This is a genomic window from Streptomyces fradiae ATCC 10745 = DSM 40063 (assembly GCF_008704425.1).
Taxonomy (GTDB): Bacteria; Actinomycetota; Actinomycetes; order Streptomycetales; family Streptomycetaceae; genus Streptomyces; species Streptomyces fradiae.
Genome location: NZ_CP023696.1, coordinates 1094701 through 1119970 on the forward strand (window position 1 = coordinate 1094701; position 25270 = coordinate 1119970).

The window sequence follows — 25270 nt, forward strand, 5'->3', positions numbered from 1 at the left end:
AGGCGTCGGCTCCCCGGTCCCGGCGGGCGCGCACGGGGTCCGGTGCCGGCGGACGGGACGCGGCGGGCGGGGCCGCCCGCGTCCGGGTCGGGCGGGGCGTCGGCGGGCGGGGGCGGGCGCGGGCGCGGGACGGCCCCGGCCGGAGGGGCCGGGGCCGTCGCGGTCGGGGGTCAGGGGTGCTCGTGGGAGCGGCCCGTGGAGTCCTCCTCGTACAGCTCGTCCTCGTCGAAGACGGCGCTGACGTCGAAGCGGCAGATGACGCGGCTCGGGTCCGCCTGGTCGAAGGGGGTGGCGAGCCACTCCCCCGCCTCGGGCAGTTCGTCCGCGGCGGCGACCCAGAGGGTGGAGTCGCCCTCCTCCAGGCCGAACTCCTTGTGGCGGGAGGCGATCTCGTCCGGCTCGTACTCGCCGAACAGCACCCCGATCGCCGCGTGGACGCTGGAGCCGACCGCGGCGGACGCGCCGGCCTCGCCCTCGTCGTCGCGTTCGGCGTCGGCGATGTGCTGGGCCTGGGCGAGCAGCCGCTGGGCGTCGGCCACCGCGTAGTCGCGGCGGATCAGCACGCTCAGGGCGTTGGGCTGCTCCGGTCCGGCGTACGGCGGCAGGGAGTCCTCCACGCCGGGGATCTCGAAGGGCGTGACCTCGTCGTAGCGGTCGTAGAGCCGCTCGTCGTACGCCTCGGCCGCGGCGGCCAGGTCGTTGAACGCGGCGTAGACCGCCGGGTCGTCGTCACCGGTGCGGTTCTCGACCGCCGCCAGGTGGCGGTCGAGGGCGGCTTTGACAGCCTCGGCGGCGGCGCGTACCTCGGCAGCGGTGGGCTGCGCAGCATCAGACATACCCCAGACGCTATCCGTACCGGGGCCGTGCACGCACAATAGATGCGATGCCGGAATATGAATTCGTCGATGTGTACGTGCCGCGGGGGGTCTCCAGGAAGGAGGCGACGCGGCTGCTGACCGACCACGCCGAGTACGGGCACTGGGAGTTGGACCGTCTGAGCCTGCACCGGGACGGGAGCCGCCGGGTGCGGCTGCGCAGGCGCATCATCCGACAGGTGCGCGCCACCTGGTGACGGACGGGGTGTGACGGAACGGGACGGAGCGGGCGCCGCCGTGGTGCGGGGCCCGCTCCGTCGTGTGCACGGCCGGAAGCGCGGCGCTTACGCGGCCGCGCGGGCGCGGCGGTACAGGATCGTGCCGCCGATGAGGGCCGCGGCGCCGGCCGGGCCGAGCAGGCCGAGCGCGGAGGCGCCGGTCTCGGCGAGCTGGTCGCCGCCGTCCGGCGTCGTACCGCCCTGCGGTCCCGGGGTGTTCGGGGTGCTCGGCGTGCTCGGCGTGCTCGGGGTGCTCGGCGTGCTCGGCGTGCTCGGCGTGCTCGGCGTCGGGGCGGGGGGCTCGCTGGGCTCGCCCGGGTTGCCCGGCTCGCCCGGGTGGCTCGGCGTCGCGCCGTTGCCGCAGCCGTTGCCGAACGTCGGGTTCAGCGCGCCGACCACGTTCACGCTGTTGCCGCAGGCGTTCACCGGCACGTTCACCGGGGCCTGCACGTTGTTGCCGGAGGCGACGCCCGGCGAGTTCGTGGCCGCGCCGTTCGCCTTCGCGCCGCTGGACTCGTTGACGCACTTGTTGCCGAACGACGGGTTCAGCACGCCGACGACGTCGACGGTGTTGCCGCAGGCGTTCACCGGGACGCTGATCGGCGCCTGCACGTTGTTGCCGGACGCGACACCCGGGGAGTTGGCCGCGACGCCGTTCGCCCCGGCGCCCGAGGACGCGTGGGCGTAGCCGCCGAGGGCGAGCACGCCGCCCGCCGCCGCCACAATGGTCAGGCTCTTGCGCGTGACCTGTCGCATAGCTTGTTCCTGCCTTCTTGGCTTCCGATTGCCGCCGCGCACCTCGCGCGGCGGCCGAATGCCCACCGGCCCCGGAACGCGTGGCGCGCGCTCCGAGGCCGGCCGGGCTCTGACCCAGTCGGGTCGGGCCTCAACGTGAGGCGGTGACTCAGGCGTTGACGCAGGTGTTGCCGAAGGCGGGGTTCAGCAGACCGATGACGTTGATCGTGTTGCCGCAGACGTTGACCGGCACGTGGACCGGAACCTGGACCACGTTGCCGGAGAGGACGCCCGGGGAGCCCACGGCCGCGCCGTTCGCCCCGGCGTCGGCGACGGCCATGCCCGCACCGGCCAGCACCAGACCACCGGTGGCGGCCGCGGTCGCGACGATCTTCTTGATCATTGTTCCTCCTATGTTGGCAATGCGGTCCCAGCCGCGGACCGCATCACCTGTAACGAGGAGGAGGCAGGCGGGCTACGAGGCGTGGCGCCCGTTCACCCTTTTCGGTCAGATGTGTACACGCGGACGATTATTGGAGGGTCGTTTCACCTGACTTTCAGCCCGCGCGGGGTGCTGTCGGGTGACGCCCCGGCTCGGGCTCCCGGCTCGGGCGGGGCTCAGCTCGCGTCGATGAACCGGTCGAGGACCCGGACGCCGAACTTCAGGCCCTCCACCGGCACCCGCTCGTCCACGCCGTGGAACATCCCGGCGAAGTCGAGGTCCGGGGGGAGCTGGAGCGGCGCGAAGCCGAAGCAGCGGATGCCGAGGTCGTCGAAGGACTTGGCGTCCGTACCGCCGGAGAGCATGTACGGCACGGCGCGGGCGATCGGGTCCTCGGCGCGCAGCGCCGTCTGCATCGCGTCCACGAGGGCGCCGTCGAAGCCGGTCTCCAGCGCCTTGTCGGCGTGGACGTCCTCGCGCCGCACGCGCGGCCCGAGGAGCCGGTCGAGCTCGCTGAGGAACTCCTCCTCGTACCCCGGCAGGAAGCGCCCGTCGATGTGGGCGGTGGCCTGGCCGGGGATGACGTTCACCTTGTACCCCGCGCCCAGCATGGTGGGGGCCGCGGAGTTGCGCAGGGTGGCGCCGACCATCTTGGCGACGCTGCCGAGCTTGTGGAGGGTGGTGTCCATGTCGTCCGGGTCGAGCGGGGTGCCGAGCGCGTCGGACAGCTCGTCCAGGAAGGTCCGCACGGTCTTGGTGACCCTGACCGGCCAGGTGTGGCGGCCGACCCGGGCCACGGCCTCGCACAGCTCGGTGACGGCGTTGTCGTGGTTGGTCATCGAGCCGTGCCCGGCCGTCCCGTCGACGGTCAGGCGCATCCAGTGCATGCCCTTCTGCGCCGTCTCGACCAGGTAGAGGCGCAGCTGCTCGTTGACGGTCAGGGAGAAGCCGCCGACCTCGCCGATCGCCTCCGTGACGCCCTCGAACAGGTCGGGGTGCTCGTCGACGAGGTAGCGGGCGCCGTACGTGCCGCCGGCCTCCTCGTCGGCGAGGAAGGCCAGGACGATGTCGCGGGGCGGCTTGCGGCCGGAGCGCAGCCGCTCGCGCACGACCGCGAGGGTCATCGCGTCCATGTCCTTCATGTCGACCGCGCCCCGGCCCCAGACGCAGCCGTCGGCGACCTCGCCGGAGAACGGGTGGTGGGTCCAGTCGGCGGCGTTGGCCGGGACGACGTCGGTGTGGCCGTGGATGAGCAGGGCCGGGCGCGAGGGGTCCTCGCCCTCGATCCTCGCGACCGTGGAGGCGCGGCCCTTGTGGGACTCCAGGAGGCGGGGTTCGAGGCCCACCTCGGCGAGCTTCTCCGCGATGTACTCGGCGGCGGCCCGCTCGCCGGGGCCGGAGTGGTCGCCGTAGTTGCTGGTGTCGATACGGATGAGCTCGCTGCAGAGGTCGACGACCTCGCTCTCCGCGGTGGTCTCGGGGCCGGTCCTGACCGGGTTCGGCTCGCTCACGCTGTTCCTCCCGCATTGTCGTACGTCGTGGGGCTGCTGGTCTGGCGCCATCCTGCTACCGACCGGGCCCCGCGCCCAAGGGCGCCACCGGGACACGGGCGCCGCGCCGGGGGGCGGGGGCGGGAGGGCCGGGCCCCGACCCGGTGCGGGCGCCCGGCGCGGGCCCGGCGCGGCGGCGTGATCGGCCGGGGAGCGGGGGCGGTCGGGGACGGTCGAAGGCGGAGGGCGGGTCGGGGGCGGTCGGGGCGGAGGGCGGGGGCGGTCGGGGCGGAGGGCGGGGGCGGTCGGGGCGGAGGGCGGGGGCGTGATCGGGCACGCCGAATGTTTGCTATGGTTTTCCACGTCGGAACGGCCCAGGGCCGCGAGACAGACACCTTGTCCGGGTGGCGGAATGGCAGACGCGCTAGCTTGAGGTGCTAGTGCCCTTTATCGGGCGTGGGGGTTCAAGTCCCCCCTCGGACACCAGTGAAGACCCCAGTCCATCTGGGGTCTTTCTGCTGTTCGGGGTCCCTCCGCCGGGCCGGCGGCTCCCGCGCCTCCGCCGGGCGGGACCCTTCGCTGCTGGGCGACTGCTGCGAGAGGCGATGAAGAACGAGACGGAACCCCTGGAGCCCAAGGCCGACAAGGCCACCGTGCGGCGTCACAACCTCAGCCTGGTGCTGCGGGCCGTGCACGACGAGGGCGAGGCGACGCGCGCCGCGGTGGCCGCGCGCGTCGGGCTGACCCGTGCGGCGGTGTCGTCGCTGGTCGAGCAGTTGCTCGACGGGGGGTTCCTGACCGAGTCGGGCAAGACGTTCAGCGGGCAGGCGGGGCGCCCGGGCACGGCGCTGCGGGTGGCGCGGACCGGGCCCGCCGGGCTCGGCGTGGAGGTCAACGTCGACTACGTGTCCGTGTGCGTGGTCGATCTGGCCGGTACGGACCGGGTGCGGCTCACCGAGCACCTGGACAACCGCGACGTGCCGCCCGGCGAGGTGCTGGCGCGGGCGGCCCGGATCGCGGCCCGCACCCTGGTGTCGGCGGCCGAGCAGGAGCTGGTCCCGGCGGGCGTGCGGCTCGCGCTGCCGGGCCTGGTGTCGGGCGGCACCGTGCGCCAGGCCCCGAACCTGGGGTGGAACCGGGTGCCGGCGGAGGAGCTGTTCGCCGGGGCGCTCGCCGCGCTGCGGCCCGTGCCGGGGGCGCTGCCGACCGGTTCCGACAACGAGGCGAACGCGGCGGCGCTGGCCGAGCTGTGGTTCGGCGGGCGGGGTCCGGGGGCGGCGGCCGGGTCGCCGGAGGGCGGGCCTCGCGGGGGCGGGGCGCCGGAGGGCGGGCGCGCGAAGGCCCGGAGCTTCCTGTACGTGTCCGGTGAGATCGGCGTGGGCGGGGCCGTCGTGGTCGACGGGGAGCTGCTGCGCGGCGCGCACGGGTTCGCCGGGGAGATCGGGCACGTACCGGCGGACGCGGAGGGCCCCCGGTGCCGGTGCGGGTCGCGCGGGTGCCTGGAGCAGTACGCCGGGCAGGCCGCGCTGCTGCGGGAAGCGGGGCTGGCGCCGGACGCGGGCGGGCCGGGCGTGGCCGAGCTGGAGCGGCGCGCCGCCGCCGGGGACGCGCGGGCGGTCGGCGCCCTGGAGCGGGCGGGGCGGATGCTGGGGCTGGTCCTGTCGGGCGCGGTGAACCTGCTGGACCCCGACGCGGTGGTGCTGGGCGGGGTGTACCGGGGGCTGATGCCCTGGCTGGGGCCGGCCGTCGACGCGGAGCTGGCGCGCCGGGTGGTGTCCGGGCTGTGGACGCCGGGTGGCGGGCGGCTGCGGGGCGCCTCGTCGTCGGGGGACGCGGCGCGGGGCGCGGCGGCGCTCGTCGTGCGCGATGTGATCGCGGACCCGGTGGGCCACGCGGCGCGGACGGGCGGGGCGGCTGCGGGCGAGGGCGGGTGAGGGCGGGGGCGTGACGACGTGACCGGCGCTGGCGGGCGTGACCGGCGTGGACCCGGAGGCCGGCCTGGGCGAGGGTGACCACGTGGGCCAGGGAGACCCCCGGGCCGGGGGTGACCACGTGGACCGGGGAAAGCGCCTGGGCCGGGGGTGACCGCCTCGGGCTGGACGTGCCCGCCCGGGCGGGGGCGGCGCTCGGCCGGGAGGGCCGGGGTGGCCGCGGGCCGCGAGGGGCGGGCGGTGACGTCCTGCGGCGGGCCGGGGCGGTTCGCCGGGTGGGAGCGGGCGCGCGGAGTCGGGGCGGCGCCTGCCGGGCCTGCCGCCGGGCCTGCCGGGTGCCTGACGGGCCGTGTCCGCGGGGCGGCGCCCGGGCGCCGCCCCGGGGCGGTCAGCGGGTGGCGAGCAGGTGGTCGAGGGCGAGCTGGTCGAGGTGCTCGAAGGCCATGGAGCGGGCCGCGGCCGCCGCCGGGTCGAACTCCTCGTAGGCCGCCGGGTCGGCGAGGAGGGCGGCCAGGCCGTCCTCGGCGGTGGGCAGCGCCAGTTCGTGGAGGCGGGACGCCCGCAGGGCCTCCTGGACCTCCGGGTCGGCGCGGAAGGCGGCGGCGCGCTCCCTGAGCACCAGGTAGTTGCGCATGCAGCCCGCCGCGGAGGCCCAGACGCCGTCGGAGCCGTCCGTGCGGGCGGGCTTGAAGTCGAAGTGGCGGGGGCCGTCGTAGCCGGCCGTCTCCAGGAGGTCGACCAGCCAGAACGCCTGGCGCAGGTCGCCGGCGCCGAAGCGGAGGTCCTGGTCGTACTTGATGCCGGACTGGCCGTTGAGGTCGATGTGGAACAGCTTGCCCGCCCACAGGGCCTGGGCGATGCCGTGCGGGAAGTTGAGGCCGGCCATCTGCTCGTGGCCGGTCTCCGGGTTGACCCCGACGAGCTCGGGGCGCTCCAGGCGCTCGATGAAGGCGAGGGCGTGGCCGATGGTGGGCAGCAGGATGTCGCCGCGCGGCTCGTTGGGCTTGGGCTCGACGGCGAAGCGCAGGGAGTAGCCCTGCTCGGTGACGTACTGGCCGAGCAGGTCGAAGGCCTCCTTCATCCGGTCGAGGGCGGTGCGCACGTCCTTGGCGGCGCCCGACTCGGCGCCCTCCCGGCCGCCCCAGGCGACGTAGACGGTGGCGCCGAGCTCGACGGCGAGGTCGATGTTGCGGATCGTCTTGCGGAGCGCGTAGCGGCGGACGTCGCGGTCGTTGGCGGTGAAGGCGCCGTCCTTGAAGACGGGGTGCGTGAAGAGGTTGGTGGTGGCCATCGGCACCTTCATGCCGGTGCGGTCCAGCGCCGCCCGGAAGCGCTTGACGGCGCTCGACCGCTCCGCGTCGGAGGAGCCGTGGGGGACGAGGTCGTCGTCGTGGAAGGTGACGCCGTACGCGCCGAGGGCGGCGAGGCGCTCGACGGTCTCGACCGGGTCGAGGGCCGGCCGGGTGGGGGCGCCGAACGGGTCGGCGCCCTGCCAGCCCACGGTCCACAGACCGAAGGTGAACCTGTCCTCGGGGGTGGGGGTGTAGCGATCCGGCATGGTCGGGATCCCTTGTCTCGGCATTTGTTTGCTTTGATTACTAATAGCTTAGGGCGGGCGGTGTTCCAAGGGTCCACGCCCCTTGACCACCTGCCGAATGGGTTTTGTTCTGTGTACGATCAAAAGATGGACACCCTCGTCATCGGCGTGGACAGCTCCACGCAGTCCACCAAGGCGGCCGTCGTGGCCGCCGCCACGGGCCGGATCCTGGCCGTCGGCCGCGCCCCGCACACCGTGACCGGCGCGGACGGCGCGCGGGAGAGCGACCCCGAGCGGTGGTGGGCGGCGCTCGGCGAGGCCGTGGCGGCCGGGCTGGCGCGGGCCGGCGCCGACCCGCGCGCGGTCGCCGGCGTCGCGGTCGCCGGGCAGCAGCACGGGCTCGTCGTCCTGGACCGCTCCGGCCGGCCGCTGCGCCCCGCCCTGCTGTGGAACGACACCCGCTCCGCGCCGCAGGCCGCCGCCCTCACCGCCCGGCTCGGCGCCCGGAGCTGGCTGGAGCGCACCGGCTCCGTGCCCGTGGCGTCCATGACGGCCGCCAAGTGGCGCTGGCTGCGGGAGAACGAGCCGCGCACCGCCGACGCGGCCGCCGCCGTGCGCCTCCCGCACGACTTCCTCACCGAGCGGCTGACCGGGACGGCCGTCACCGACCCCGGCGACGCGTCCGGCACGTGCTGGTACTCCACGGCGACCGGGGCGTACGACCCCGGCCTCCTGGACCTGCTGGAGCTGGACGCCGCGCTGCTGCCCAAGGCCGCCCCGTCCGGCGGCGCCCTCGCCGGCGGGCTCACCGCGCGGGCCGCCTCGGCGCTCGGCCTGCCCGCCGGGATCCCGGTGGCCGCCGGGACGGGCGACAACATGGCCGCCGCCGTCGGCCTGGGCCTCGGCGCGGCCGGGCTCCTCGACCACCCGGCCGTGTCGCTGGGCACGTCCGGCACCGTCTTCGCGGCGACCCGCGAGAGGCCCGCGAACCCGGCGCTCGCCGGGTTCGCGGCGGCGGACGGGCACGGCACCTACCTGCCGCTCGGCTGCACCCTCAACTGCACGCTCGCCGTCGACCGGGTCGCCGCGCTGCTCGGCCTGGACCGGGAGGACGCGGCGCCCGGCGGCGAGGCCGTCGTCCTGCCGTACCTCGACGGCGAGCGCACCCCGGACCTGCCCGGCGCCTCCGGGCTGATGACCGGCCTGCGCCACACGACCACCCCCCGGCAGCTCCTCGGCGCCGCCTACGAGGGCGCCGTCTTCGCCCTGCTGCGCGCCCTGGGCGAACTGCCGGGCGCCGCCTCCGACGCGCCGCTGCGGCTCGTCGGCGGCGGCGCCCGCGGCCGTGCCTGGGTGGAGACGGTGCGCAGGCTCTCCGGGCGGGCCGTGGTCCTGCCCCGCACCACCGAGCTGGTCGCCGTGGGCGCCGCCGCGCTGGCGGCCGGCGCCGCCGGCGGGGGCGACCCCGTGGCCGTCGCGGCCGGCTGGCGGACCGGCGAGGGCGAGACGCTGCCGCCCGTACCCCCGGACCGTGCCACCCTGGACCGGATCTCCGCCGTACTCGACCGGGCCACCGCGCTCCTCACGACACAGGGACACCGATGAAGTTCACCGACGGCTTCTGGCTCATGCGGGAGGGGGTCACCGCCTCCTACGCGACCGAGGTGCGCGATCTCCACGTCAGCGACGACCACTTCACCGCGTACGCGGCGGTCAGGCGCGTCGAGCACCGCGGGCACACCCTCAACTCGCCGCTCCTGACGGTGGAGTGCTTCTCCCCCGCCGAGGGCGTGATCGGCGTGCGCGCCACCCACCACGCGGGCCGGGCGCACCGCGGGCCGGACTTCGCGCTGCCCGGCGCCGGCACGGGCGGCGGGGGCTTCGCCCGCACCCGGCGGGACGGCTCCGTGACGGAGCTGACCAGCGGTCCGCTCACCGTACGGCTGGACCGGGACGGGCCGTGGGGGCTGGACTTCCTGGACGCGGACGGGCGGCGGCTCACCGGGGCCGGGCCGAAGGGCACGGCGTTCGTGGTGGACGGGGACGGGGCGCACCACATGGTGGCGCGGCTCTCCCTGGGCGTCGGCGAGGACGTGTACGGGCTGGGCGAGCGCTTCACACCGTTCGTCAGGAACGGGCAGAGCGTGGACCTCTGGCAGGCGGACGGCGGCACCAGCAGCGAGCAGGCGTACAAGAACGTGCCGTTCCACCTGTCGTCGCGGGGCTACGGCGTCTTCGTCAACCATCCGGGGCGGGTGTCGTACGAGATCGGCTCCGAGGCGGTCGGGCAGGTGCAGTTCAGCGTCGAGGACCAGTCGCTGGAGTACTACGTGGTGGCCGGTCCGACGCCGAAGGAGGTGCTGTCCCGCTACACGGCGCTGACCGGGCGGCCCGCGCTGCCGCCGGCCTGGTCGTTCGGGCTGTGGCTGACGACCTCGTTCTGCACCCCGTACGACGAGGAGACCGTCGCCTCCTTCGTCGACGGGATGGCGGAGCGGAGGATCCCGCTGTCGGTCTTCCACTTCGACTGCTTCTGGATGCGCGAGTACCGGTGGTCGGACTTCCAGTGGGACCCGGAGACCTTCCCCGACCCGGAGGGCATGCTGGCCCGGCTGAAGGAGCGGGGGCTGCGCGTCAGCATGTGGGTCAACCCGTACATCGCGCAGAAGTCCGCGCTCTTCGCGGAGGGCGCGGCGCTCGGGTATCTGGTGCGGCGGCCGGACGGGGACATCTGGCAGTGGGACCTGTGGCAGGCCGGGATGGCGCTGGTGGACTTCACCGACCCGGCGGCCCGCGCCTGGTTCCAGTCGAAGCTGAAGACGCTGCTGGACCAGGGCGTCGACTGCTTCAAGACGGACTTCGGGGAGCGCGTCCCCACGGACGTGGTGTGGCACGACGGCTCCGACCCGGAGCGGATGCACAACTACTACACCCACCTCTACAACCAGTGCGTGTTCGAGCTGCTGGAGAGGGAGCGGGGGCGCGGCGAGGCGGTGCTGTTCGCGCGGTCGGCGACGGCGGGCGGGCAGCAGTTCCCCGTCCACTGGGGCGGCGACTGCTTCGCGTCGTTCGAGGCGATGGCGGAGTCGCTGCGGGGCGGGCTGTCGCTGGGCCTGTCGGGCTTCGGGTTCTGGAGCCACGACATCGGCGGGTTCGAGGGGACGCCGGAGCCCGCGGTGTTCAAGCGGTGGCTGGCCTTCGGGCTGCTGTCGTCGCACAGCCGGCTGCACGGGAACATGTCGTACCGGGTGCCGTGGGAGTTCGGCGAGGAGGCGGTGGAGGTCGCCCGGCAGTTCACGGAGCTGAAGCACCGGCTGATGCCCTACCTGTACGGGGCGGCCGTGGAGGCGCACCGGACGGGCGTGCCGCTGATGCGGCCGATGCTGCTGGAGTTCCCCGCCGATCCGGGGTGCCGGACGCTGGACCGGCAGTACATGCTCGGTCCCGACCTGCTGGTGGCGCCGGTCTTCTCGGCCGACGGGGAGGTCGAGTTCTACCTGCCGGAGGGCACCTGGACGCATCTGCTGACCGGGGAGCGGGTGACGGGGCCGGTGTGGCGGCGGGAGCGGCACGGGTACGACAGCCTGCCGCTGTACGTGCGGCCCGGCGCGGTGCTGCCGCTGGGCGCGGACGACCAGCGGCCGGACGGCGACTGGCTGGACGGGCTGACCCTGCTGGTCCAGCCGGACGCGGACGGCGCGGCGGTGGAGGTGCCGGACCGGTCGGGGGAGCCGGCCGCGCGGTACACCGTGGCGCGGGACGCGGGCGGGGCCGTGCGGGTGGCCGCGCACGGCACGGCCGCGGAGTTCCGGGTGCGGGTGGTCGGGTCGGGGGGCGCGCGGGGCTCGGGCGAGGTGGTGGTGCCGGGCCCGGTGCGGTGAGCGGCGGGTGGGGCGGGGGCCTTGGGGGGCGCGGGGCGTCGTCGGTTAGCTTGAGGGGATGAGGCGTCGGGGTGGTCGCGGGGTCGCCGGGCCGTTGGGTCAGCGGGACGGGGTCGACGCGGTGCGCGTACGGCTGCCCGCCGGCGGGTGGGCGACCGTGCGGGAGCACCTCGTCGAGCGGTACGGGCCGGTCATCGGGGCCGACCGGGTGGACGCGATGCTCGCGCGGGGGGAGTTCGTCGGGGCCGACGGGCGGCCGGTGGCGGGCGGCGAGTCGTACGCGGCCGGGCGGACCCTCTGGTTCCACCGGGAGTTCCCGCCCGAGGAGCGGGTGCCGTTCGACGTGGGGGTCGTCCACCGCGACGAGCGGATCGTGGTCGCGGACAAGCCGCACTTCCTGGCCACGACCCCGCGCGGGCGCCATGTGACCGAGACCGCGCTCGCCAGGCTGCGCCGGGACCTGGGGCTGCCGCACCTGCAGCCCGCGCACCGGCTGGACCGGCTGACCGCCGGGCTGGTGCTGTTCGTCGTCCGGCCCGAGGACCGGGGTGCCTACCAGACGCTGTTCCGCGACCGGCGGGTGCGCAAGGAGTACGAGGCGCTGGCGCCGTACGACCCGGGCCTGGCCCTGCCCGCGACCGTGCGCAGCCACATCGTCAAGGAGCGCGGGGTCGTGGCGGCCTACGAGGTGCCGGGCGCCGAGCCGAACAGCGAGAGCCGCGTCGAGCTGGTGGAGCGGCGGGGCGCCCTGGCGCGCTACCGGCTGCTCCCGGAGACGGGCCGCACCCACCAGCTGCGGGTGCACATGAGCGCGCTCGGGGTGCCGATCCTCGACGACCCGCTCTACCCGCGGGTGCGGCCGGACGGACCCGACGACCACGGGCGCCCCCTGCGACTGCTGGCACGGGCGCTGGAGTTCACCGACCCGTACAGCGGCTCGCCCGTGCGGTTCGAGAGCCGGCTGCGGCTCGCGTGGCCCGCGGGGTGAGCCGCCGCGTGCCGCGGAGCGGACGCGGGGACGGCCGGGCCGTGTAGCGGCGGGTGCCGGACGGGGGTCACACGCCGGTGTGCGGCGCGGTGTCCGGCTCCGCGCCGGCGGGCGCGGCGGACGCTCCCGGTACGGGCCCGCCTTCCGCGCCGCCGGGTGCCTCCGGCCCGGACGCGTCCCCGCCGGTGGGCGCGTCCCCGCCGGTGGGCGCGGCGCCGCCGGTGGGCGCGGCGCCGTCGGTGGGCGCGGCGCCGTCGGTGGGCCGGGGTGCCAGGACGTCCAGCTCGCGGAGGGCGCCGAGCGCGATCTGCCGGGTCAGCTCCTCCGCGCGGGCCGCGTCCCGCCCCCGCACCGCCTCCGCGACCTGGACGTGGAGGGTGACAGCGGCCGGGTCGGGGTCGTCGAACATGACGTGGTGGTGGGTGCGCCCGGCCAGGACCTCCGCCACGACGTCGCCGAGGCGCGCGAACATCTCGTTGCCGGACGCGTCGAGCACGATCCGGTGGAAGGCGATGTCGTGCACCAGGTACGCCTCCAGCCGGCGGCCCCGCGAGGTGGCGACCATGCCCAGGGCCTCCTCGGTCAGGGCGCGGCACTGCTCGGGCGTGGCGTGCAGCGCGGCGAGACCCGCGGCGACCGGCTCGACGGCCGACCGGAGCACGGTGAGCGAGCGGAGCTGGCGCGGACGGTCGGCGCCCGCCAGCCTCCAGCGGATGACCTGCGGGTCGTAGACGTTCCACTCCTCGGTGGGGCGGACCGTCACGCCGACGCGCCGCCGCGAGGCCACGAGGTGCATGGACTCCAGGACGCGGACGACCTCGCGCACCACCGTCCGGGACACGTCGAACCGCCGGGCCAGGTCGTCGGTCCGCAGCACGCTGCCCGGCGGGTACTCCCCCGCCGTGACGGCCAGGCCCAGGGTGTCCAGCACATGCGTATGGAGTCCCCGGGCCTGTGTCGTCATGGGCCCAGCCTATGCGCCCTTGAAGATCACCCCTGAAAAGTATGACTTTTACATCACAGAGTCTTGAATACGTCGTACCCCATGGGTTTCAGTGTTCCGACGCCGCAGCCGGCGTCGTGCAGCGCAGACCTGGACAGTGAGGCACTCAGCCATGGACAAGCCCCTGGTCGTCGTGGTGATGGGGGTCGCCGGGACCGGCAAGACCACCATCGGGCCCCTGCTCGCCGAACGGCTCGGCGTGCCCTACGCGGAGGGCGACGACTTCCACCCCCCGGCGAACATCGCCAAGATGTCGGCGGGCGTCCCGCTGGAGGACGCCGACCGGTGGCCCTGGCTCGACGCCATCGGCCGGTGGGCCGGCGGGCGGGCGGGGCTCGGCGGGGTCGTGAGCAGCTCGGCGCTGAAGCGGGCGTACCGGGACCGGCTCCGTACCGCCGCGCCCGGCGTGGTGTTCCTGCACCTGAGCGGCGACCGGGCGCTGATCGGGGAGCGGATGGCGGGGCGGCGCGGCCACTTCATGCCGACGGCGCTGCTGGACTCGCAGTTCGCGACGCTCCAGCCGCTCGGCGAGGACGAGGCGGGGGTCGCCGTCGACGTCTCCGGCACGCCGGAGGAGATCACCGACCGGGCCGTGACCGCGCTGCGGCGGTGCCCTGCCCCCTCGAACGCGCCTCTCTCCTGAGGCTCCCCCCGGCTCGGCCGCGGCTCTCCTGAGGCTCCTCCCCCCTCGGCCGTGACTCCCTCCTGAAGGCCCCCCGCTCGGCCGCGGCGCTCCCGAGGCATTCCGCGCCTGGCCGTGCCCTCTCCTGAAGGCCCCCACGCCTCTGCTCCGGCCCCTCTCCCACCTACCGGCTCCCCGGAGCCCTCCCTCCCAAGGACTCACCGTGACCAGACTCAGCGTCGAGACGCTGGCAGCGGACGCCGCCGAACCGATCACCTCGGCGGGCGACGCGCAGCTGGGCGCCGCCGTGCTCGGCGGTATCGCCCTCATCGTCCTCCTCATCACCCGCTTCAAGCTGCACGCCTTCCTCGCGCTGACCATCGGGTCCCTGGCCCTCGGCGTGTTCGCGGGCGCGCCGCTCGACGCGACCATCGCCTCCTTCAGCGGGGGCCTCGGGTCGACGGTCGCGGGCGTGGGCGTGCTGGTCGCGCTGGGCGCGATCCTCGGCAAGCTCCTCGCGGACTCGGGCGGCGCCGACCAGATCGTCGACACGATCCTGGCGCGGGCGAGCGGGCGGGCCATGCCGTGGGCGATGGTGCTGATCGCCTCGGTGATCGGCCTGCCGCTCTTCTTCGAGGTCGGCATCGTGCTGCTGATCCCGGTCGTGCTGATGGTCGCCAAGCGCGGCGGCTACTCGCTGATGCGGATCGGCATCCCGGCGCTCGCGGGCCTGTCGGTGATGCACGGGCTGATACCGCCGCACCCCGGCCCGCTGGTCGCCATCGACGCGCTCGGCGCGGACCTCGGCATCACCCTCGCGCTGGGCCTTCTGGTCGCCGTGCCCACGGTGGTCATCGCGGGCCCGCTGTTCTCCCGGTACGCCGCCCGCTGGGTCGACGTCCAGGCGCCCGACGGCATGATGCCGCAGCGGACCTCCGGGGACGAGGGCCCGGTGAAGCGGCCCGGCTTCGGCGTCACCGTCGCCACGGTGCTGCTGCCCGTCGCGCTGATGATGGTGAAGGCGCTCGTCGACATCGTCGTGGACGACCCGGAGAACCCCGTCCAGCGGGTCACCGACACCGTAGGGTCGCCGCTGATCGCGCTGCTCGCGGCCGTGCTCGTCGCCCTCTTCACGCTGGGCCGGGCGGCCGGGTTCACCAAGGAGCGGATCTCCACGACGGTGGAACGGTCGCTGGCGCCGATCGCGGGCGTGCTGCTGATCGTCGGCGCGGGCGGCGGGTTCAAGACGACGCTGATCGACATCGGTGTGGGCCGGATGATCCTCGACCTGTCGCGGGACTGGGCGATACCCGCCCTGCTGCTCGGCTGGCTGATCGCCGTGGCCATCCGCCTGGCGACCGGTTCCGCGACGGTGGCGACGATCTCGGCCGCCGGGCTGGTCGCGCCCCTCGCCGCCGACATGTCCGCCTCGCACGCCGCGCTGCTGGTGCTGGCGATCGGCGCCGGGTCGCTGTTCTTCAGCCATGTCAACGACGCCGGGTTCTGGCTGGTGAAGGAGTACTTCGGGATGGACGTCGGCCAGACCGTCAAGACGTGGTCGGTGATGGAGACGATCATCTCGGTCGTCGGGATCGTGTGCGTCCTGCTGCTGTCGCTGGTGCTGTAGGGCGCCCGGAGCGGCGGGCCGTACCGGGCCGGGGCCCCCGAAAGCGGGGAGCGCCCCGGCCCGTCGGCATGTGAGGCTGCGTCGTACGAGTGACCGGAGGCTGTTCCGCATGAGCGACCAGAGGCTGTTCCGCATGAGCGACCAGAGGCTGTTCCGCATGAGCGACCACGAGGATCTGCCCCCCTTCGAGCTGGCCTTCCCCGGGCCGCTGCGCGACCGGCTGGTGGCGGCCGTGCTGACCGGGGCGAAGACGGCGACGACCGGGCTGCTGGCCGGGTACGAGGCGGAGGGCGAGCCGCTGCCGGAGCCCGGCGACCGGTCGGCGCTGGTCGACTCGGCGGGCCGGGCCGTCGCGGTGGTGGAGGTGACCGGCGTACGGGTGCTGCCGCTCGGCGAGGTGGACCCGCGGCACGCCGTGGACGAGGGCGAGGGCCACCGGACGGTCGCCGAGTGGCGGGACGCGCACGAGCGCTTCTGGCACGGTGAGGCGATGCGGGCCGCCCTCGGCGACCCCGGCTTCACGGTGGACGACACCACCCGTGTGGTGCTGGAGCGCTTCCGGGTGGTGGGGGAGCCCGATCCGGTCACCGCCGCCGTCGCGGGCGAGCTCCGGCTGCTCGAACCGGCGGTCAGGGCGTCGCGGGCGGAGGCGGAGAGGCTGCTGGACCCGGAGTTCACCGAGGTCGGCGCGTCCGGGCGGCGCTGGACGCGCGACGCGATGCTCGCCGCGCTGCCCGGGGACGCCGCCGCCCCGGGCGCGCCCCCCTGCCGGGCGTCCGGGATGGCGGGGGTGCTCCTCGCGCCCGGCCTGGTCCACCTGACGTTCGAGACGGTGGCGGGCGGTCGGCGGGCGCGGCGCTCCTCCCTGTGGCGCCGCTCCCCCGACGGCACCGGGGCGCCCTGGCGGCTCTACCACCACCAGGGGACGCCCGTCCCGGACGGCACTCCGTAGGGCGGGCTCCGCAGGCCGGACGGGCCGGGGGCGGGCCCCCGTGACGCGGCGCGGCCGTCAGGCCACGGCTCAGCCTCCAGCCGGGCCACCGGGGCCCATCGCGCGGGCCCATCGCGCGGGCCCATCGCGCGGGCCGTCCGCTCAGGCCGGCCCGGCCGCCGTCCGCGCCGCCGCGCGGCCGGGCCGTCAGACCGCCGCGCGGCCGGGCCGTCAGGCCACCGCGCGGGCCGCCGCCCGGCCGGCCGCGCGGCCCGAGAAGAGGCAGCCGCCGAGGAAGGTGCCCTCCAGTGCCCGGTAGCCGTGGACGCCGCCCCCGCCGAACCCGGCCGCCTCCCCCGCCGCGTACAGGCCCGGCAGCGGTTCGCCCTCCGCCGTGAGGACCCGTGACGACAGGTCGGTCGCCAGCCCGCCCAGCGACTTGCGGGTGAGGACGCGCAGCCGCACGGCGATGAGGGGACCCGCCTTCGGGTCGAGGAGCCGGTGCGGGGCGGCCGTGCGGATGAGCCGGTCGCCGAGGTACCGGCGCGCGCCCCGGATGGCGGTGACCTGGAGGTCCTTGGTGAACGGGTTGGCGATCTCCCGGTCGCGGGCGACGATCTCGCGGCGCAGCGCGGCCTCGTCGACGAGCGGCTCGCCGGTGAGCGCGTTCATCCCGCGCACCAGGGCGGACAGGTCCCGCTCCACCACGAAGTCGGCGCCCTTCTCCATGAAGGCCCGCACGGGCGCGGGCACGTCGGTGCGGGCGCGGCCGATGACGTCCCGGACCGACCGGCCGGTGAGGTCCGGGTTCTGCTCGCTGCCGGAGAGCGCGAACTCCTTGCCGATGATCCGCTGGTCGAGGACGAACCACGTGTGGTCGTGCCCGGTCCGCATGATGTGCTCCAGCGTGCCGAGCGTGTCGAAGCCGGGGAAGAGGGGCACGGGCAGGCGCCGGCCGAGGGCGTCCAGCCACAGGGACGACGGGCCGGGCAGGATGCGGATGCCGTGGCGGGCCCAGATCGGGTCCCAGTTCTCGATGCCCTCGGTGTAGTGCCACATGCGGTCGCGGTTGACGTGGTGGGCGCCGGCCGCCTCGGCGATGCCCAGCATCAGCCCGTCGACGTGGGCGGGGACGCCGGACAGCATGTGCTCCGGGGGCGTGCCGAGCCGTTCGGGCCACTGGGCGCGGACCAGCTCGTGGTTGCCGCCGATCCCGCCGGAGGTGACGACGACGGCCTGGGCGCGGTACTCGAAGGCGCCGGTGACCTCGCGGCTGCTGGCCGTGCCGCGCGGGGCGCCGGACGGCTCCAGGACCTCGCCGCTCACGGTGTCGACGGCGCCGCCGGTGCGGCCGAGGCCGGTGACGCGGTGGCGGAACCTCGCTGATACGAGGCCGCGGGCGACGCCCTCACGGACGCGGCGCTCGAACGGCTCGACGAGGCCCGGCCCGGTACCCCAGGTGATGTGGAAGCGCGGGACGGAGTTGCCGTGCCCGGTGGCGCCGTAGCCGCCGCGCTCGGCCCAGCCGACGACGGGGAAGAAGCGCACGCCCAGCCGGTGCAGCCAGGCGCGCTTCTCGCCCGCGGCGAAGTCCACGTACGCCTCGGCCCAGCGGCGCGGCCAGTGGTCCTCGGGCCGGTCGAACCCGGCCGTGCCCAGCCAGTCCTGGAGGGCCAGGTCCCGGCTGTCGCGGACCCGCATGCGGCGCTGCTCGGGCGAGTCGACGAGGAACAGCCCGCCGAACGACCAGTGGGCCTGCCCGCCGATCGACTGCTCGGGCTCCTGGTCCAGGAGGATGACGCTGCGGCCCGCGGCGGCCAGTTCGGCGGTGGCGACGAGCCCGGCGAGGCCCGCGCCGATCACGATCACATCAGCGTCGTAGGCCATCGGATTTCCGTCCTTCCGAGGGGATGATCCCAGTGCCCGAATCTTCCGTACGCGGCGGTAACCGCGTCAACCCTTAGAAGAGACCGGAGTGTGAAGGAGAGTGCGGATCGTGAACGCATCGCCCGCCGATGAGCTGCTCGACGTCGTGGACGAGCGCGACCGCGTGGTGGGGCGGCTGCCGCGCGGAGAGGTGTACGCGCGCGGGCTGCGCCACCGCTGCGTGTTCGTCCTCGTGCGCGACGCCGGGGACCGGATCTTCGTGCACCGCCGGACCGCGTCGAAGGCGGTGTTCCCCTCGCTGTACGACATGTTCGTCGGCGGGGTCGTCGGCGCGGGCGAGCCGTACGACGCGGCGGCGCTGCGGGAGGCGGAGGAGGAGCTGGGGGTGACCGGGCTGCCCCGGCCGGAGCCGGTGCTGTCGTTCCTGTACGACGACGGGCCCGGCGGGCGCGGCTCGTGGTGGTCCCGGGTGTACGAGGTGCGCTGCGACCTGCCGGTGGAGCCGCAGGCGGAGGAGGTCGCCTGGCACGCCTTCCTGCCGGAGGCGGAGGTGGAGCGGCGCCTGGGCGCATGGCCGTGGGTGCCGGACGGGCTGGCCGCGTGGGAGCGGCTGCGCGCGGCGCGGGGGCGGGGGCCGGGCCGTGGCTGACCTCGGGCGGAGCCTGCGGCTGTGGTTCTCGCCGCAGCGGGTGCGGGAGGAGGGCGAGACGCCGGACTACCGGTTCTCCCTGGCCAACGAGCGGACCTTCCTGGCCTGGCTGCGGACCGGGCTGGCGCTGGTGGGCGGCGGGTTCGCCGTGGACCAGTTCCTGCCGGACCTGCGGTGGGGGGTGCGGGTCGGGATGGCGCTCGTCCTGCTGGCCGCGGGGGCGCTGTGCGCGCTGCGGGCGGTCAACCACTGGGTGCGGTGCGAGCGGGCGATGCGGCTCGGCGAGGACCTGCCGGTGAGCCGGTTCCCCGCGGTGCTGGGCCTGGCGGTGGGGGTGGTGGCGGCGGCGATGGTGCTGGTGGTGCTGTTCGGGTGGACGGGGTGAGGCCCGGGGGGCGGGGGGCCGGTCGCGACCCGGGAGGCGGTTGCGAAGGCGGGCCTGGTCGCGGCCCCGGAGGCGATCCCGGGCGCCGATCAGGAGGCGGTCCCGGGCGTGCACCCGGGCGCGAAGCCGAGCGCGATCCCGGGCGCGCTGGGCGCGAGCGCGATCCCGGGCTGCAGCCGGAGCGGACCCGGCTGGCGTGGCGACGTACGACGCTGTCGTGCACCGTCGCCGCCGTGCTGGCCGCACGGCAGGCGGTGCACGGCGGCGACGCCGAGACGGCCGGGGTGCTGGGCGCGGGCCTCTCGCTGCTCGTGTGGGTGGCGTTCCTGGTGGTGGCGCAGCGGCGGATCGCCGCGCTGGGACGGCGGGCGCGGCCGGACCCGCTGGCGGCGCGGGCCGCGCTGGCGGCGGCCCTGTGCACGGTGGCGCTGGCGGGTTTCGGGGTGGCGGTGGTGTGGTGAAACGACGTCGCACGTAAGGGCGGGTTCATGCACCATCTCGGAGACACCTTCATCGAGCCGGGAGAACGGAGACGGATGATGGACCAGAGCGAAGCCCTTCAGCTCGCGGTGGCGTTTCTCGCGCGCAGCCAGCGCGATGACGAACCGCCTCTCGCCATCGACACCGCAGGGGTTCGCGAGAGCAACGGTCTCCTGATCGTGCCCTACAACTCCGTTCGGTATCTCGCCTCGCGCGATGTGGGACAGCAGCTCTTGGACTGCTGGCCCATCCTCGTCGACCTTGAGCGCGGAGAAGCGCGGTTCGGGACCCTGGACGAGCGGCACCTCTGGACGAGGCCGACACCTGGCCAAGCCGCGCAGGTCCCCTGGCCACAGTCACCGGCGGTGGGACGAGGGCCGGTCCCCGCCGGCCGCAGGGCGGGGCGGGGCGGTCAGTCCTCGTCGAGGGTGACGACGACCTTGCCGCCCAGGCCCCCGGCCATCGCCGCGCGCTGCGCGTCGGCCGCCCGCTCCAGCGGGAAGGTGCGCGCCACCCGCACCTTCAGCACCCCGCCCTCGGCCAGGTCCGCGAGGGCCGTCAGGTCGTCGGCGTCCGGGCGCACCCAGAAGTACAGGCCGCCCAGGTTCACCACCTCGCCGTCCGCGATGGAGGCGAGGCGGCCCTCGGGGGTGAGCACCTGCGGCGAGCTCCGAAGCGGCTCGCCGCCCACGGTGTCCAGCACGGCGTCCACGCCGTCGGGCGCCAGCTCGCGCACCCGGCGGGCGAACCCCGCGCCGTACGCGACCGGTTCGCCGCCCAGCTCCCGCACCCGCTCCGCGCCGGACTCGCGGACCCCGCCCAGCACCCGGGCGCCCATGTGCCGGGCCAGCTGCACGGCGAGCGAGCCGACCGCGCCGGCCGCCGCGTGGACCAGCACGGTCTCGCCCTTCCGCACGCGCAGCGCCCGGTGGAGGGCCTGGTAGGCGGTGAGGCCCGCCAGGGGCAGCGCGGCGGCCTCGGCGAAGTCCATGGTGCGGGGCTTGCGGGCGAGGGTGCGCACGGGCGCGGCAACGTACTCGGCGAAGGTGCCGTGGCACAGCGCGTCCTCCCGCACGTACCCCATCACCTCGTCCCCGACGGCGTACTCGGGCACGGAGACACCGGGCTGCACGACCACGCCGGAGACGTCCCAGCCGGGGACGACCGGGAAGAAGGCGTCCAGGATCGTGTCGAGATAGCCGGCCTGGCACTTCCAGTCGACCGGGTTGACGGCCGCCGCCCGCACCTTCACCAGGACCTTGTCGGGCCCCACCTTGGGGTCGGGCCGGTCGCCGTACTCCAGGACCTCGGGTCCGCCGTAGCGGCGGTAGCTGATCGCCTTCATGGAACGAGCCTGCCCCCAAGGGATCAATCGGGCAATCAGGGCTAACCTGGGAGTGTCAGCATCCTCCACACAGAGGCTCAGCCATGACGGCCCCGCATCAGGAACACCCCGCGCACCAGCACACCCACGGCCCGGCCTGCGGCCACCGCTCGGTGGTCCACGGCGACCACGTCGACTACGTCCACGACGGGCACCTGCACCGCGAGCACTCCGGCCACTGGGACGAGTGCGAGCCCGGCGAGCACATCGCCCACAGCGGCCACGCCCACGAGCACGGCGAAGGCTGCGGCCACCCGGCGGTCGCGCACGGGGACCACGTCGACTACGTCCACGAGGGACACCGCCACGCCGCCCACGACGGCCACTGGGACGACCACTGACGGTGGGGATCGGCGGTCGCACCGCCCGAGGCCCCACGACCCCCCTCTGTCCCCCGCGTCACCCGACTGGCAGGCTCTGTCCGTCCAGTTCGGTTATGACTCGGGGGGACCGCGGTGCCCGCACACGACCCGTACACCGTCCAGCTCGCGCCTGACGTGCACGCCTACGTCCAGCCGGACGGGGGGTGGTGCCTCAACAACGCCGGCTGGGTCGGCGGCGCCGACGGCAGCGTCCTGATCGACACGACCGCCACCGAGCGCCGGGCGGTGGCCCTGCGCGACGCGCTGCTGGCGCACGGCGCCGCCCCGCCGTCCCTGGTGGTCAACACCCACCACCACGGGGACCACACGTACGGCAACCACGTCTTCCTCCCGGAGGCGACCGTGGTCGGGCACGAGGCGTGCCGCTCCGAGGTGCTGGCGGCGGGGCGGCAGCTCCATCTGATATGGCCGCAGACCGACTTCGGCGACGTCCGCGTGACGCCGCCGTCGGTGACGTACTCCGACCGGATGACCCTGTACGCGGGCGGGACCGAGGTGCGGCTGATCCATCCGGGCGTGGCGCACACGACGGGCGACACCATCGTGCACCTCCCGGAGCGGGGCGTGGTCTTCACCGGCGACCTGGTCTTCCACGGCGGGACGCCGTTCCTCGCGACGGGCTCGCTGCGCGGGTCGCTGCGGGCGCTGGACCTGCTGCGCTCGCTGGACGCCGAGACGGTGGTGCCGGGCCACGGGCCGCTGGCCGACCCGTCCGCGTACGACGCGACGGAGGCGTACCTGCGGTTCGTCGCCGAGCTGGCGGAGGACGGCCACGCCAGGGGGCTGACGCCGCTGGAGGTGGCGCGGGGCGCGGACCTGGGGGTCTTCGGGGAGCTGCGCGAGCCGGAGCGGCTGGTGGCCAACGTGCACCGGGCGTACGCCGAGCTGGAGGGACGGCCGGAGGGGGCGCCGCTGGACGTGGCGGCGGTGTTCGGCGACATGGCGGCGATGAACGGCGGGCGCGCGGTGGCCTGCCACGCCTGAGGCCGCTTCGCGGCCCACGGTGGGGCGGCGGGCGGGCGGTGGGTGCGGTGCGGGGCCGCGGGGGTGTGAGGGCCCGGCGACGCGGGCGCGGTGGCGGTGAGAGCCCGGCGACGTCGCCGGGGTGGGTGAGGGCCCCGGCGCGCGGGCCGCGCGCGGGCCCAGCCGGGGCGGGCGCGGGTCCCGACCGGGACGGGGGACGGGGGTGGTTCCCAGCCAGGCCACGCGGGCCCCGCCGGGACGGGCGCGGGCCCCGCCGGGACGGGCGCGGGCCCCGCCGGGACGGGCGCGGGCCCCGCCGGGACGGGCGCGGGCCCCGCCGGGACGGGCGCGGGCCCCGCCGGGACGGGCGCGGGCCCCGCCGGGACGGGCGCGGGCCCCGCCGGGACGGGCGGTCGCCCGGCCCCGGCGGCAGCGCGGCACCCACGGCCGCGCGGCCACCGGCTGCCGTGCGGCGGCGGGCGGGCGGGCGGACGGGGGCGGTGCCGGGACCTGCCGTCGGCGGCGGGCGCGGCGGGCTCGGGGGTGGACGACATACCGACCAGTCGGTCATGATGCCGGGAGTCCCGTCCCCGCCCTTCGGAAGGTGCGCCCCATGAGCTCTGCCCCGCCGCCAGGCCTCGACCCCGAGCGGTTGCGCGCGCTGCTGGACCGGGAGCTGCCCGCGGGGGTGGCCGGGCCGCTCGACGCCCGGCTGATCGAGGGCGGGCGCTCCAATCTGACGTACGCCGTCACCGACGGCGTCCACCGGTGGGTCGTCCGCCGCCCGCCGCTGGGCCACGTCCTGGCCACCGCGCACGACATGCGGCGCGAGCACCGCGTGCTCAGCGCCCTGCACCCGACGGCCGTGCCGGTGCCCCGGCCGGTGCTGCTGTGCGAGGACGAGTCCGTGCTCGGCGCGCCCTTCTACGTGATGGACTTCGTGCCCGGCACCCCCTACCGCAGCGCCGCGCAGCTCGCCCCGCTGGGCGCCGAGCGGACCCGCGCGGCCGTGCTCGGGCTGGTCGACACCCTGGTCGAACTGCACGCGGTGGACCCGGAGTCGGTGGGCCTCGGGGACTTCGGGCGGCCCGACGGCTTCCTGGAGCGGCAGCTGCGCCGCTGGGGCAAGCAGCTCGCCGCGTCGCGCGGCCGGGAGCTGGCCGGGATCGACGAGCTGCACGCGGCGCTCGGCCGGGAGCTGCCCGTCTCGCCCGCGCCGGCGGTCGTCCACGGCGACTACCGCCTCGACAACGTCCTGATCGGCGACGGCGACCGGATCACCGCCGTCCTCGACTGGGAGATGTCCACCCTCGGCGACCCGCTCACCGACCTCGGGCTGCTCGTCATGTACAGCACGCCGCTGGACGTGCCGGGGTCCGTGGTCGCCACCACCGCGACGGCCGAGGGGCACCCCCCGGCGGCCGAGCTGGTGGAACGGTACGCGGCCCGGTCCGGGCGGGACGTGGAGCGGCTGCCGTGGTACACGGCGTTCGCCTGGTTCAAGCTCGCCGTGATCCTGGAGGGCATCCACCACCGGTACACGCTCGGCCAGACCGTCGGGGCGGGCTTCGACCGGATCGGCGAGCTGGTGCCCCTCTTCATCGAGCACGGCCTCACCACCCTGCGGGAGGGCTGACCCATGGACTTCGCGATGGACGCGCGCACCGAGGAGCTGCGGAAGCGGCTGCTGGACTTCATGGACGCACACGTGTACCCGGCGGAGGCCGTCGCCGAGGAGCAGCGGGCGGAGCTGGCCTCCCCGTGGGACACCCCGCCCGTGGTGGAGGAGCTGAAGGCGGAGGCGCGGCGGCGGGGCCTGTGGAACCTGTTCCTGCCGGACGGGGAGTACGGCGCGGGGCTCACCAACCTCCAGTACGCGCCGCTCGCGGAGATCACCGGCCGCTCCCCGCACCTCGCGCCGACGGCGCTGAACTGCGCGGCGCCCGACACGGGCAACATGGAGGTCCTCGCCCAGTTCGGCACGCCCGAGCAGCGCGAGCGATGGCTGGAGCCGCTGCTGGCCGGGGAGATCCGCTCCGCGTTCGCGATGACCGAGCCGGACGTGGCCTCCTCCGACGCGACCAACATCGAGACGCGGATCGAGCGGGACGGCGGCGAGTACGTCGTCACGGGCCGCAAGTGGTACATCTCCGGGGCGATGAACCCGGACTGCCGGGTCTTCATCGTGATGGGCAAGACCGACCCGGACGGCCCCGACGTGCGCCGCCAGCAGTCCATGCTGCTGGTGCCCCGCGACACGCCGGGCGTGGAGGTGCGGCGCGCGATGCGGGTGTACGGCTACGAGGACCACTCCCACGGCGGCCACGCCGAGGTGGTCTTCGACCGGGCCCGCGTGCCGGTGGCGAACCTGGTGGGCGAGGAGGGCGGCGGGTTCGCCATCGCGCAGGCGCGGCTCGGGCCGGGCCGCATCCACCACTGCATGCGGCTGATCGGCATGGCGGAGCGGGCGATCGAGCTGATGTGCCGCCGGGCGGTGTCCCGTACGGCGTTCGGGAAGCCGCTCGCCGCACAGGGGCAGGTGCACGCGTGGATCGCGGACGCGCGGGTCGCCGTCGAGCAGCTGCGGCTGCTGGTGCTGAAGACCGCCTGGCTGATGGACACGGTCGGCAACCGGGGCGCCCACACCGAGATCCAGGCCATCAAGATCGCCACCCCGCGCACGGTGGTGGACGTCATCGACCGGGCGGTGCAGCTGCACGGCGCGGGCGGGGTGAGCCAGGACTTCCCGCTGGCGGAGCTGTGGGCGGCGGCGCGGACGCTGCGGCTCGCGGACGGCCCGGACGAGGTGCACCAGCGGTCGCTCGCCCGGCGGGAGCTGAGGCGGTACGCCTGAGCGGT

Annotated in this window: 22 protein-coding genes, 1 tRNA gene and 2 pseudogenes; 17 read left to right on the forward strand and 8 right to left on the reverse strand. The window is 75.5% G+C overall.

Annotation, left to right across the window (positions count from 1 at the left end):
• Positions 1 to 170: 170 nt before the first annotated feature.
• Positions 171 to 836: a hypothetical protein gene (locus tag CP974_RS04710; protein ID WP_031135848.1), complete on the reverse strand. Its 666-nt coding sequence runs from the start codon at positions 834 to 836 to the stop codon at positions 171 to 173.
• Between the two features lie 47 nt (positions 837 to 883).
• On the opposite strand from CP974_RS04710, the gene CP974_RS04715 reads away from it, so the two are divergent.
• Positions 884 to 1072 (forward strand): DUF5703 family protein, encoded by a 189-nt coding sequence (locus tag CP974_RS04715; RefSeq protein WP_005319466.1) that lies wholly within the window; start codon positions 884 to 886, stop codon positions 1070 to 1072.
• An 87-nt stretch (positions 1073 to 1159) separates the two neighbouring features.
• On the opposite strand, the gene CP974_RS30815 is transcribed toward CP974_RS04715, so the two are convergent.
• From CP974_RS30815 to CP974_RS04730, 3 genes are all read right to left on the reverse strand, one after another.
• Positions 1160 to 1849, reverse strand: a complete 690-nt coding sequence (locus CP974_RS30815; protein ID WP_031135853.1) for a chaplin — start codon at positions 1847 to 1849, stop codon at positions 1160 to 1162.
• A 148-nt stretch (positions 1850 to 1997) separates the two neighbouring features.
• Entirely contained in the window at positions 1998 to 2231 is a 234-nt protein-coding gene (gene chpH / locus CP974_RS04725) for a chaplin ChpH (RefSeq protein WP_031135855.1), read from the reverse strand.
• A gap of 215 nt (positions 2232 to 2446) precedes the next feature.
• Positions 2447 to 3781 carry a M20/M25/M40 family metallo-hydrolase gene (locus tag CP974_RS04730; protein WP_031135857.1) on the reverse strand — a complete coding sequence of 445 codons (1335 nt, stop codon included), beginning with the start codon at positions 3779 to 3781 and terminating at the stop codon, positions 2447 to 2449.
• 377 nt (positions 3782 to 4158) lie between these two features.
• Here CP974_RS04730 and CP974_RS04735 point away from each other — a divergent pair.
• Together CP974_RS04735 and CP974_RS04740 are read left to right on the forward strand one after the other, a co-directional pair.
• Positions 4159 to 4246, forward strand: a tRNA-Leu gene (locus tag CP974_RS04735).
• A 119-nt stretch (positions 4247 to 4365) separates the two neighbouring features.
• Positions 4366 to 5694 (forward strand): ROK family protein, encoded by a 1329-nt coding sequence (locus CP974_RS04740; RefSeq protein WP_031133604.1) that lies wholly within the window; start codon positions 4366 to 4368, stop codon positions 5692 to 5694.
• Between the two features lie 385 nt (positions 5695 to 6079).
• Here the strand turns inward: CP974_RS04740 and xylA are convergent, their stop codons facing one another.
• The gene (gene xylA, locus CP974_RS04745) at positions 6080 to 7249 is read right to left on the reverse strand and encodes a xylose isomerase (RefSeq protein ID WP_031133602.1); all 1170 of its coding nucleotides are present in this window, start codon (positions 7247 to 7249) and stop codon (positions 6080 to 6082) included.
• A 126-nt stretch (positions 7250 to 7375) separates the two neighbouring features.
• Here xylA and xylB point away from each other — a divergent pair, with 126 nt between their 5' ends.
• The 3 genes from xylB to CP974_RS04760 are packed head-to-tail and all read left to right on the forward strand — an operon-like array spanning position 7376 to position 12097.
• Positions 7376 to 8833 (forward strand): xylulokinase, encoded by a 1458-nt coding sequence (gene xylB, locus CP974_RS04750; RefSeq protein ID WP_031133600.1) that lies wholly within the window; start codon positions 7376 to 7378, stop codon positions 8831 to 8833.
• Positions 8830 to 11109 (forward strand): alpha-xylosidase, encoded by a 2280-nt coding sequence (yicI, locus tag CP974_RS04755; RefSeq protein ID WP_031133598.1) that lies wholly within the window; start codon positions 8830 to 8832, stop codon positions 11107 to 11109. The genes xylB and yicI overlap by 4 nt, the downstream gene beginning before the upstream one ends.
• A 58-nt stretch (positions 11110 to 11167) precedes the next feature.
• Positions 11168 to 12097: a pseudouridine synthase gene (locus CP974_RS04760; RefSeq protein WP_031133597.1), complete on the forward strand. Its 930-nt coding sequence runs from the start codon at positions 11168 to 11170 to the stop codon at positions 12095 to 12097.
• Between the two features lie 265 nt (positions 12098 to 12362).
• Here the strand turns inward: CP974_RS04760 and CP974_RS04765 are convergent.
• Positions 12363 to 13061 (reverse strand): annotated as a pseudogene (locus CP974_RS04765) (FadR/GntR family transcriptional regulator); the annotation flags it as partial.
• Between the two features lie 151 nt (positions 13062 to 13212).
• Between CP974_RS04765 and CP974_RS04770 the strand changes: the two are divergent.
• The 4 genes and pseudogenes from CP974_RS04770 (at position 13213) to CP974_RS30650 (ending at position 16301) form a co-directional block, all read left to right on the forward strand.
• On the forward strand, positions 13213 to 13743 hold the full coding sequence (locus CP974_RS04770; RefSeq protein WP_031133593.1) for a gluconokinase: 531 nt from the start codon (positions 13213 to 13215) through the stop codon (positions 13741 to 13743).
• Between the two features lie 202 nt (positions 13744 to 13945).
• The gene (locus CP974_RS04775) at positions 13946 to 15349 is read left to right on the forward strand and encodes a GntP family permease (RefSeq protein WP_031133591.1); all 1404 of its coding nucleotides are present in this window, start codon (positions 13946 to 13948) and stop codon (positions 15347 to 15349) included.
• Between the two features lie 157 nt (positions 15350 to 15506).
• Positions 15507 to 15917, forward strand: a pseudogene (locus tag CP974_RS30645) (ASCH domain-containing protein); the annotation flags it as partial.
• Positions 15915 to 16301 (forward strand): nuclear transport factor 2 family protein, encoded by a 387-nt coding sequence (locus tag CP974_RS30650; RefSeq protein WP_506403410.1) that lies wholly within the window; start codon positions 15915 to 15917, stop codon positions 16299 to 16301. The pseudogene CP974_RS30645 and the gene CP974_RS30650, both read left to right, overlap by 3 nt.
• A gap of 210 nt (positions 16302 to 16511) precedes the next feature.
• On the opposite strand, the gene CP974_RS04785 is transcribed toward CP974_RS30650, so the two are convergent.
• Positions 16512 to 18167 (reverse strand): FAD-binding dehydrogenase, encoded by a 1656-nt coding sequence (locus tag CP974_RS04785; RefSeq protein WP_031135953.1) that lies wholly within the window; start codon positions 18165 to 18167, stop codon positions 16512 to 16514.
• Positions 18168 to 18276: 109 nt separating this feature from the next.
• Between CP974_RS04785 and CP974_RS04790 the strand changes: the two genes are divergently transcribed.
• The 3 genes from CP974_RS04790 (at position 18277) to CP974_RS04800 (ending at position 19662) form a co-directional block, all read left to right on the forward strand.
• Positions 18277 to 18816, forward strand: coding sequence for an NUDIX domain-containing protein (locus CP974_RS04790; protein ID WP_031135955.1), 540 nt, complete (start codon positions 18277 to 18279; stop codon positions 18814 to 18816).
• The gene (locus CP974_RS04795; protein WP_031135957.1) at positions 18809 to 19201 is read left to right on the forward strand and encodes a YidH family protein; all 393 of its coding nucleotides are present in this window, start codon (positions 18809 to 18811) and stop codon (positions 19199 to 19201) included. Before CP974_RS04790 ends, CP974_RS04795 begins: the two co-directional genes overlap by 8 nt.
• Positions 19202 to 19371: 170 nt before the next feature.
• The gene (locus tag CP974_RS04800; RefSeq protein WP_031135959.1) at positions 19372 to 19662 is read left to right on the forward strand and encodes a DUF202 domain-containing protein; all 291 of its coding nucleotides are present in this window, start codon (positions 19372 to 19374) and stop codon (positions 19660 to 19662) included.
• Positions 19663 to 20093: 431 nt separating this feature from the next.
• On the opposite strand, the gene CP974_RS04810 is transcribed toward CP974_RS04800, so the two are convergent.
• Entirely contained in the window at positions 20094 to 21026 is a 933-nt protein-coding gene (locus CP974_RS04810) for an NADP-dependent oxidoreductase (RefSeq protein ID WP_031135961.1), read from the reverse strand.
• A gap of 83 nt (positions 21027 to 21109) precedes the next feature.
• On the opposite strand from CP974_RS04810, the gene CP974_RS04815 reads away from it, so the two are divergent.
• The 4 genes from CP974_RS04815 (at position 21110) to CP974_RS04830 (ending at position 25265) form a co-directional block, all read left to right on the forward strand.
• Positions 21110 to 21406 carry a hypothetical protein gene (locus tag CP974_RS04815; RefSeq protein ID WP_031135963.1) on the forward strand — a complete coding sequence of 99 codons (297 nt, stop codon included), beginning with the start codon at positions 21110 to 21112 and terminating at the stop codon, positions 21404 to 21406.
• A gap of 114 nt (positions 21407 to 21520) precedes the next feature.
• Positions 21521 to 22432 carry an MBL fold metallo-hydrolase gene (locus CP974_RS04820; RefSeq protein ID WP_031135965.1) on the forward strand — a complete coding sequence of 304 codons (912 nt, stop codon included), beginning with the start codon at positions 21521 to 21523 and terminating at the stop codon, positions 22430 to 22432.
• A gap of 592 nt (positions 22433 to 23024) precedes the next feature.
• Positions 23025 to 24047: a phosphotransferase family protein gene (locus tag CP974_RS04825; RefSeq protein ID WP_031136509.1), complete on the forward strand. Its 1023-nt coding sequence runs from the start codon at positions 23025 to 23027 to the stop codon at positions 24045 to 24047.
• Between the two features lie 3 nt (positions 24048 to 24050).
• Entirely contained in the window at positions 24051 to 25265 is a 1215-nt protein-coding gene (locus CP974_RS04830) for an acyl-CoA dehydrogenase family protein (protein WP_031136507.1), read from the forward strand.
• The last annotated feature ends 5 nt before the right edge of the window (positions 25266 to 25270 follow it).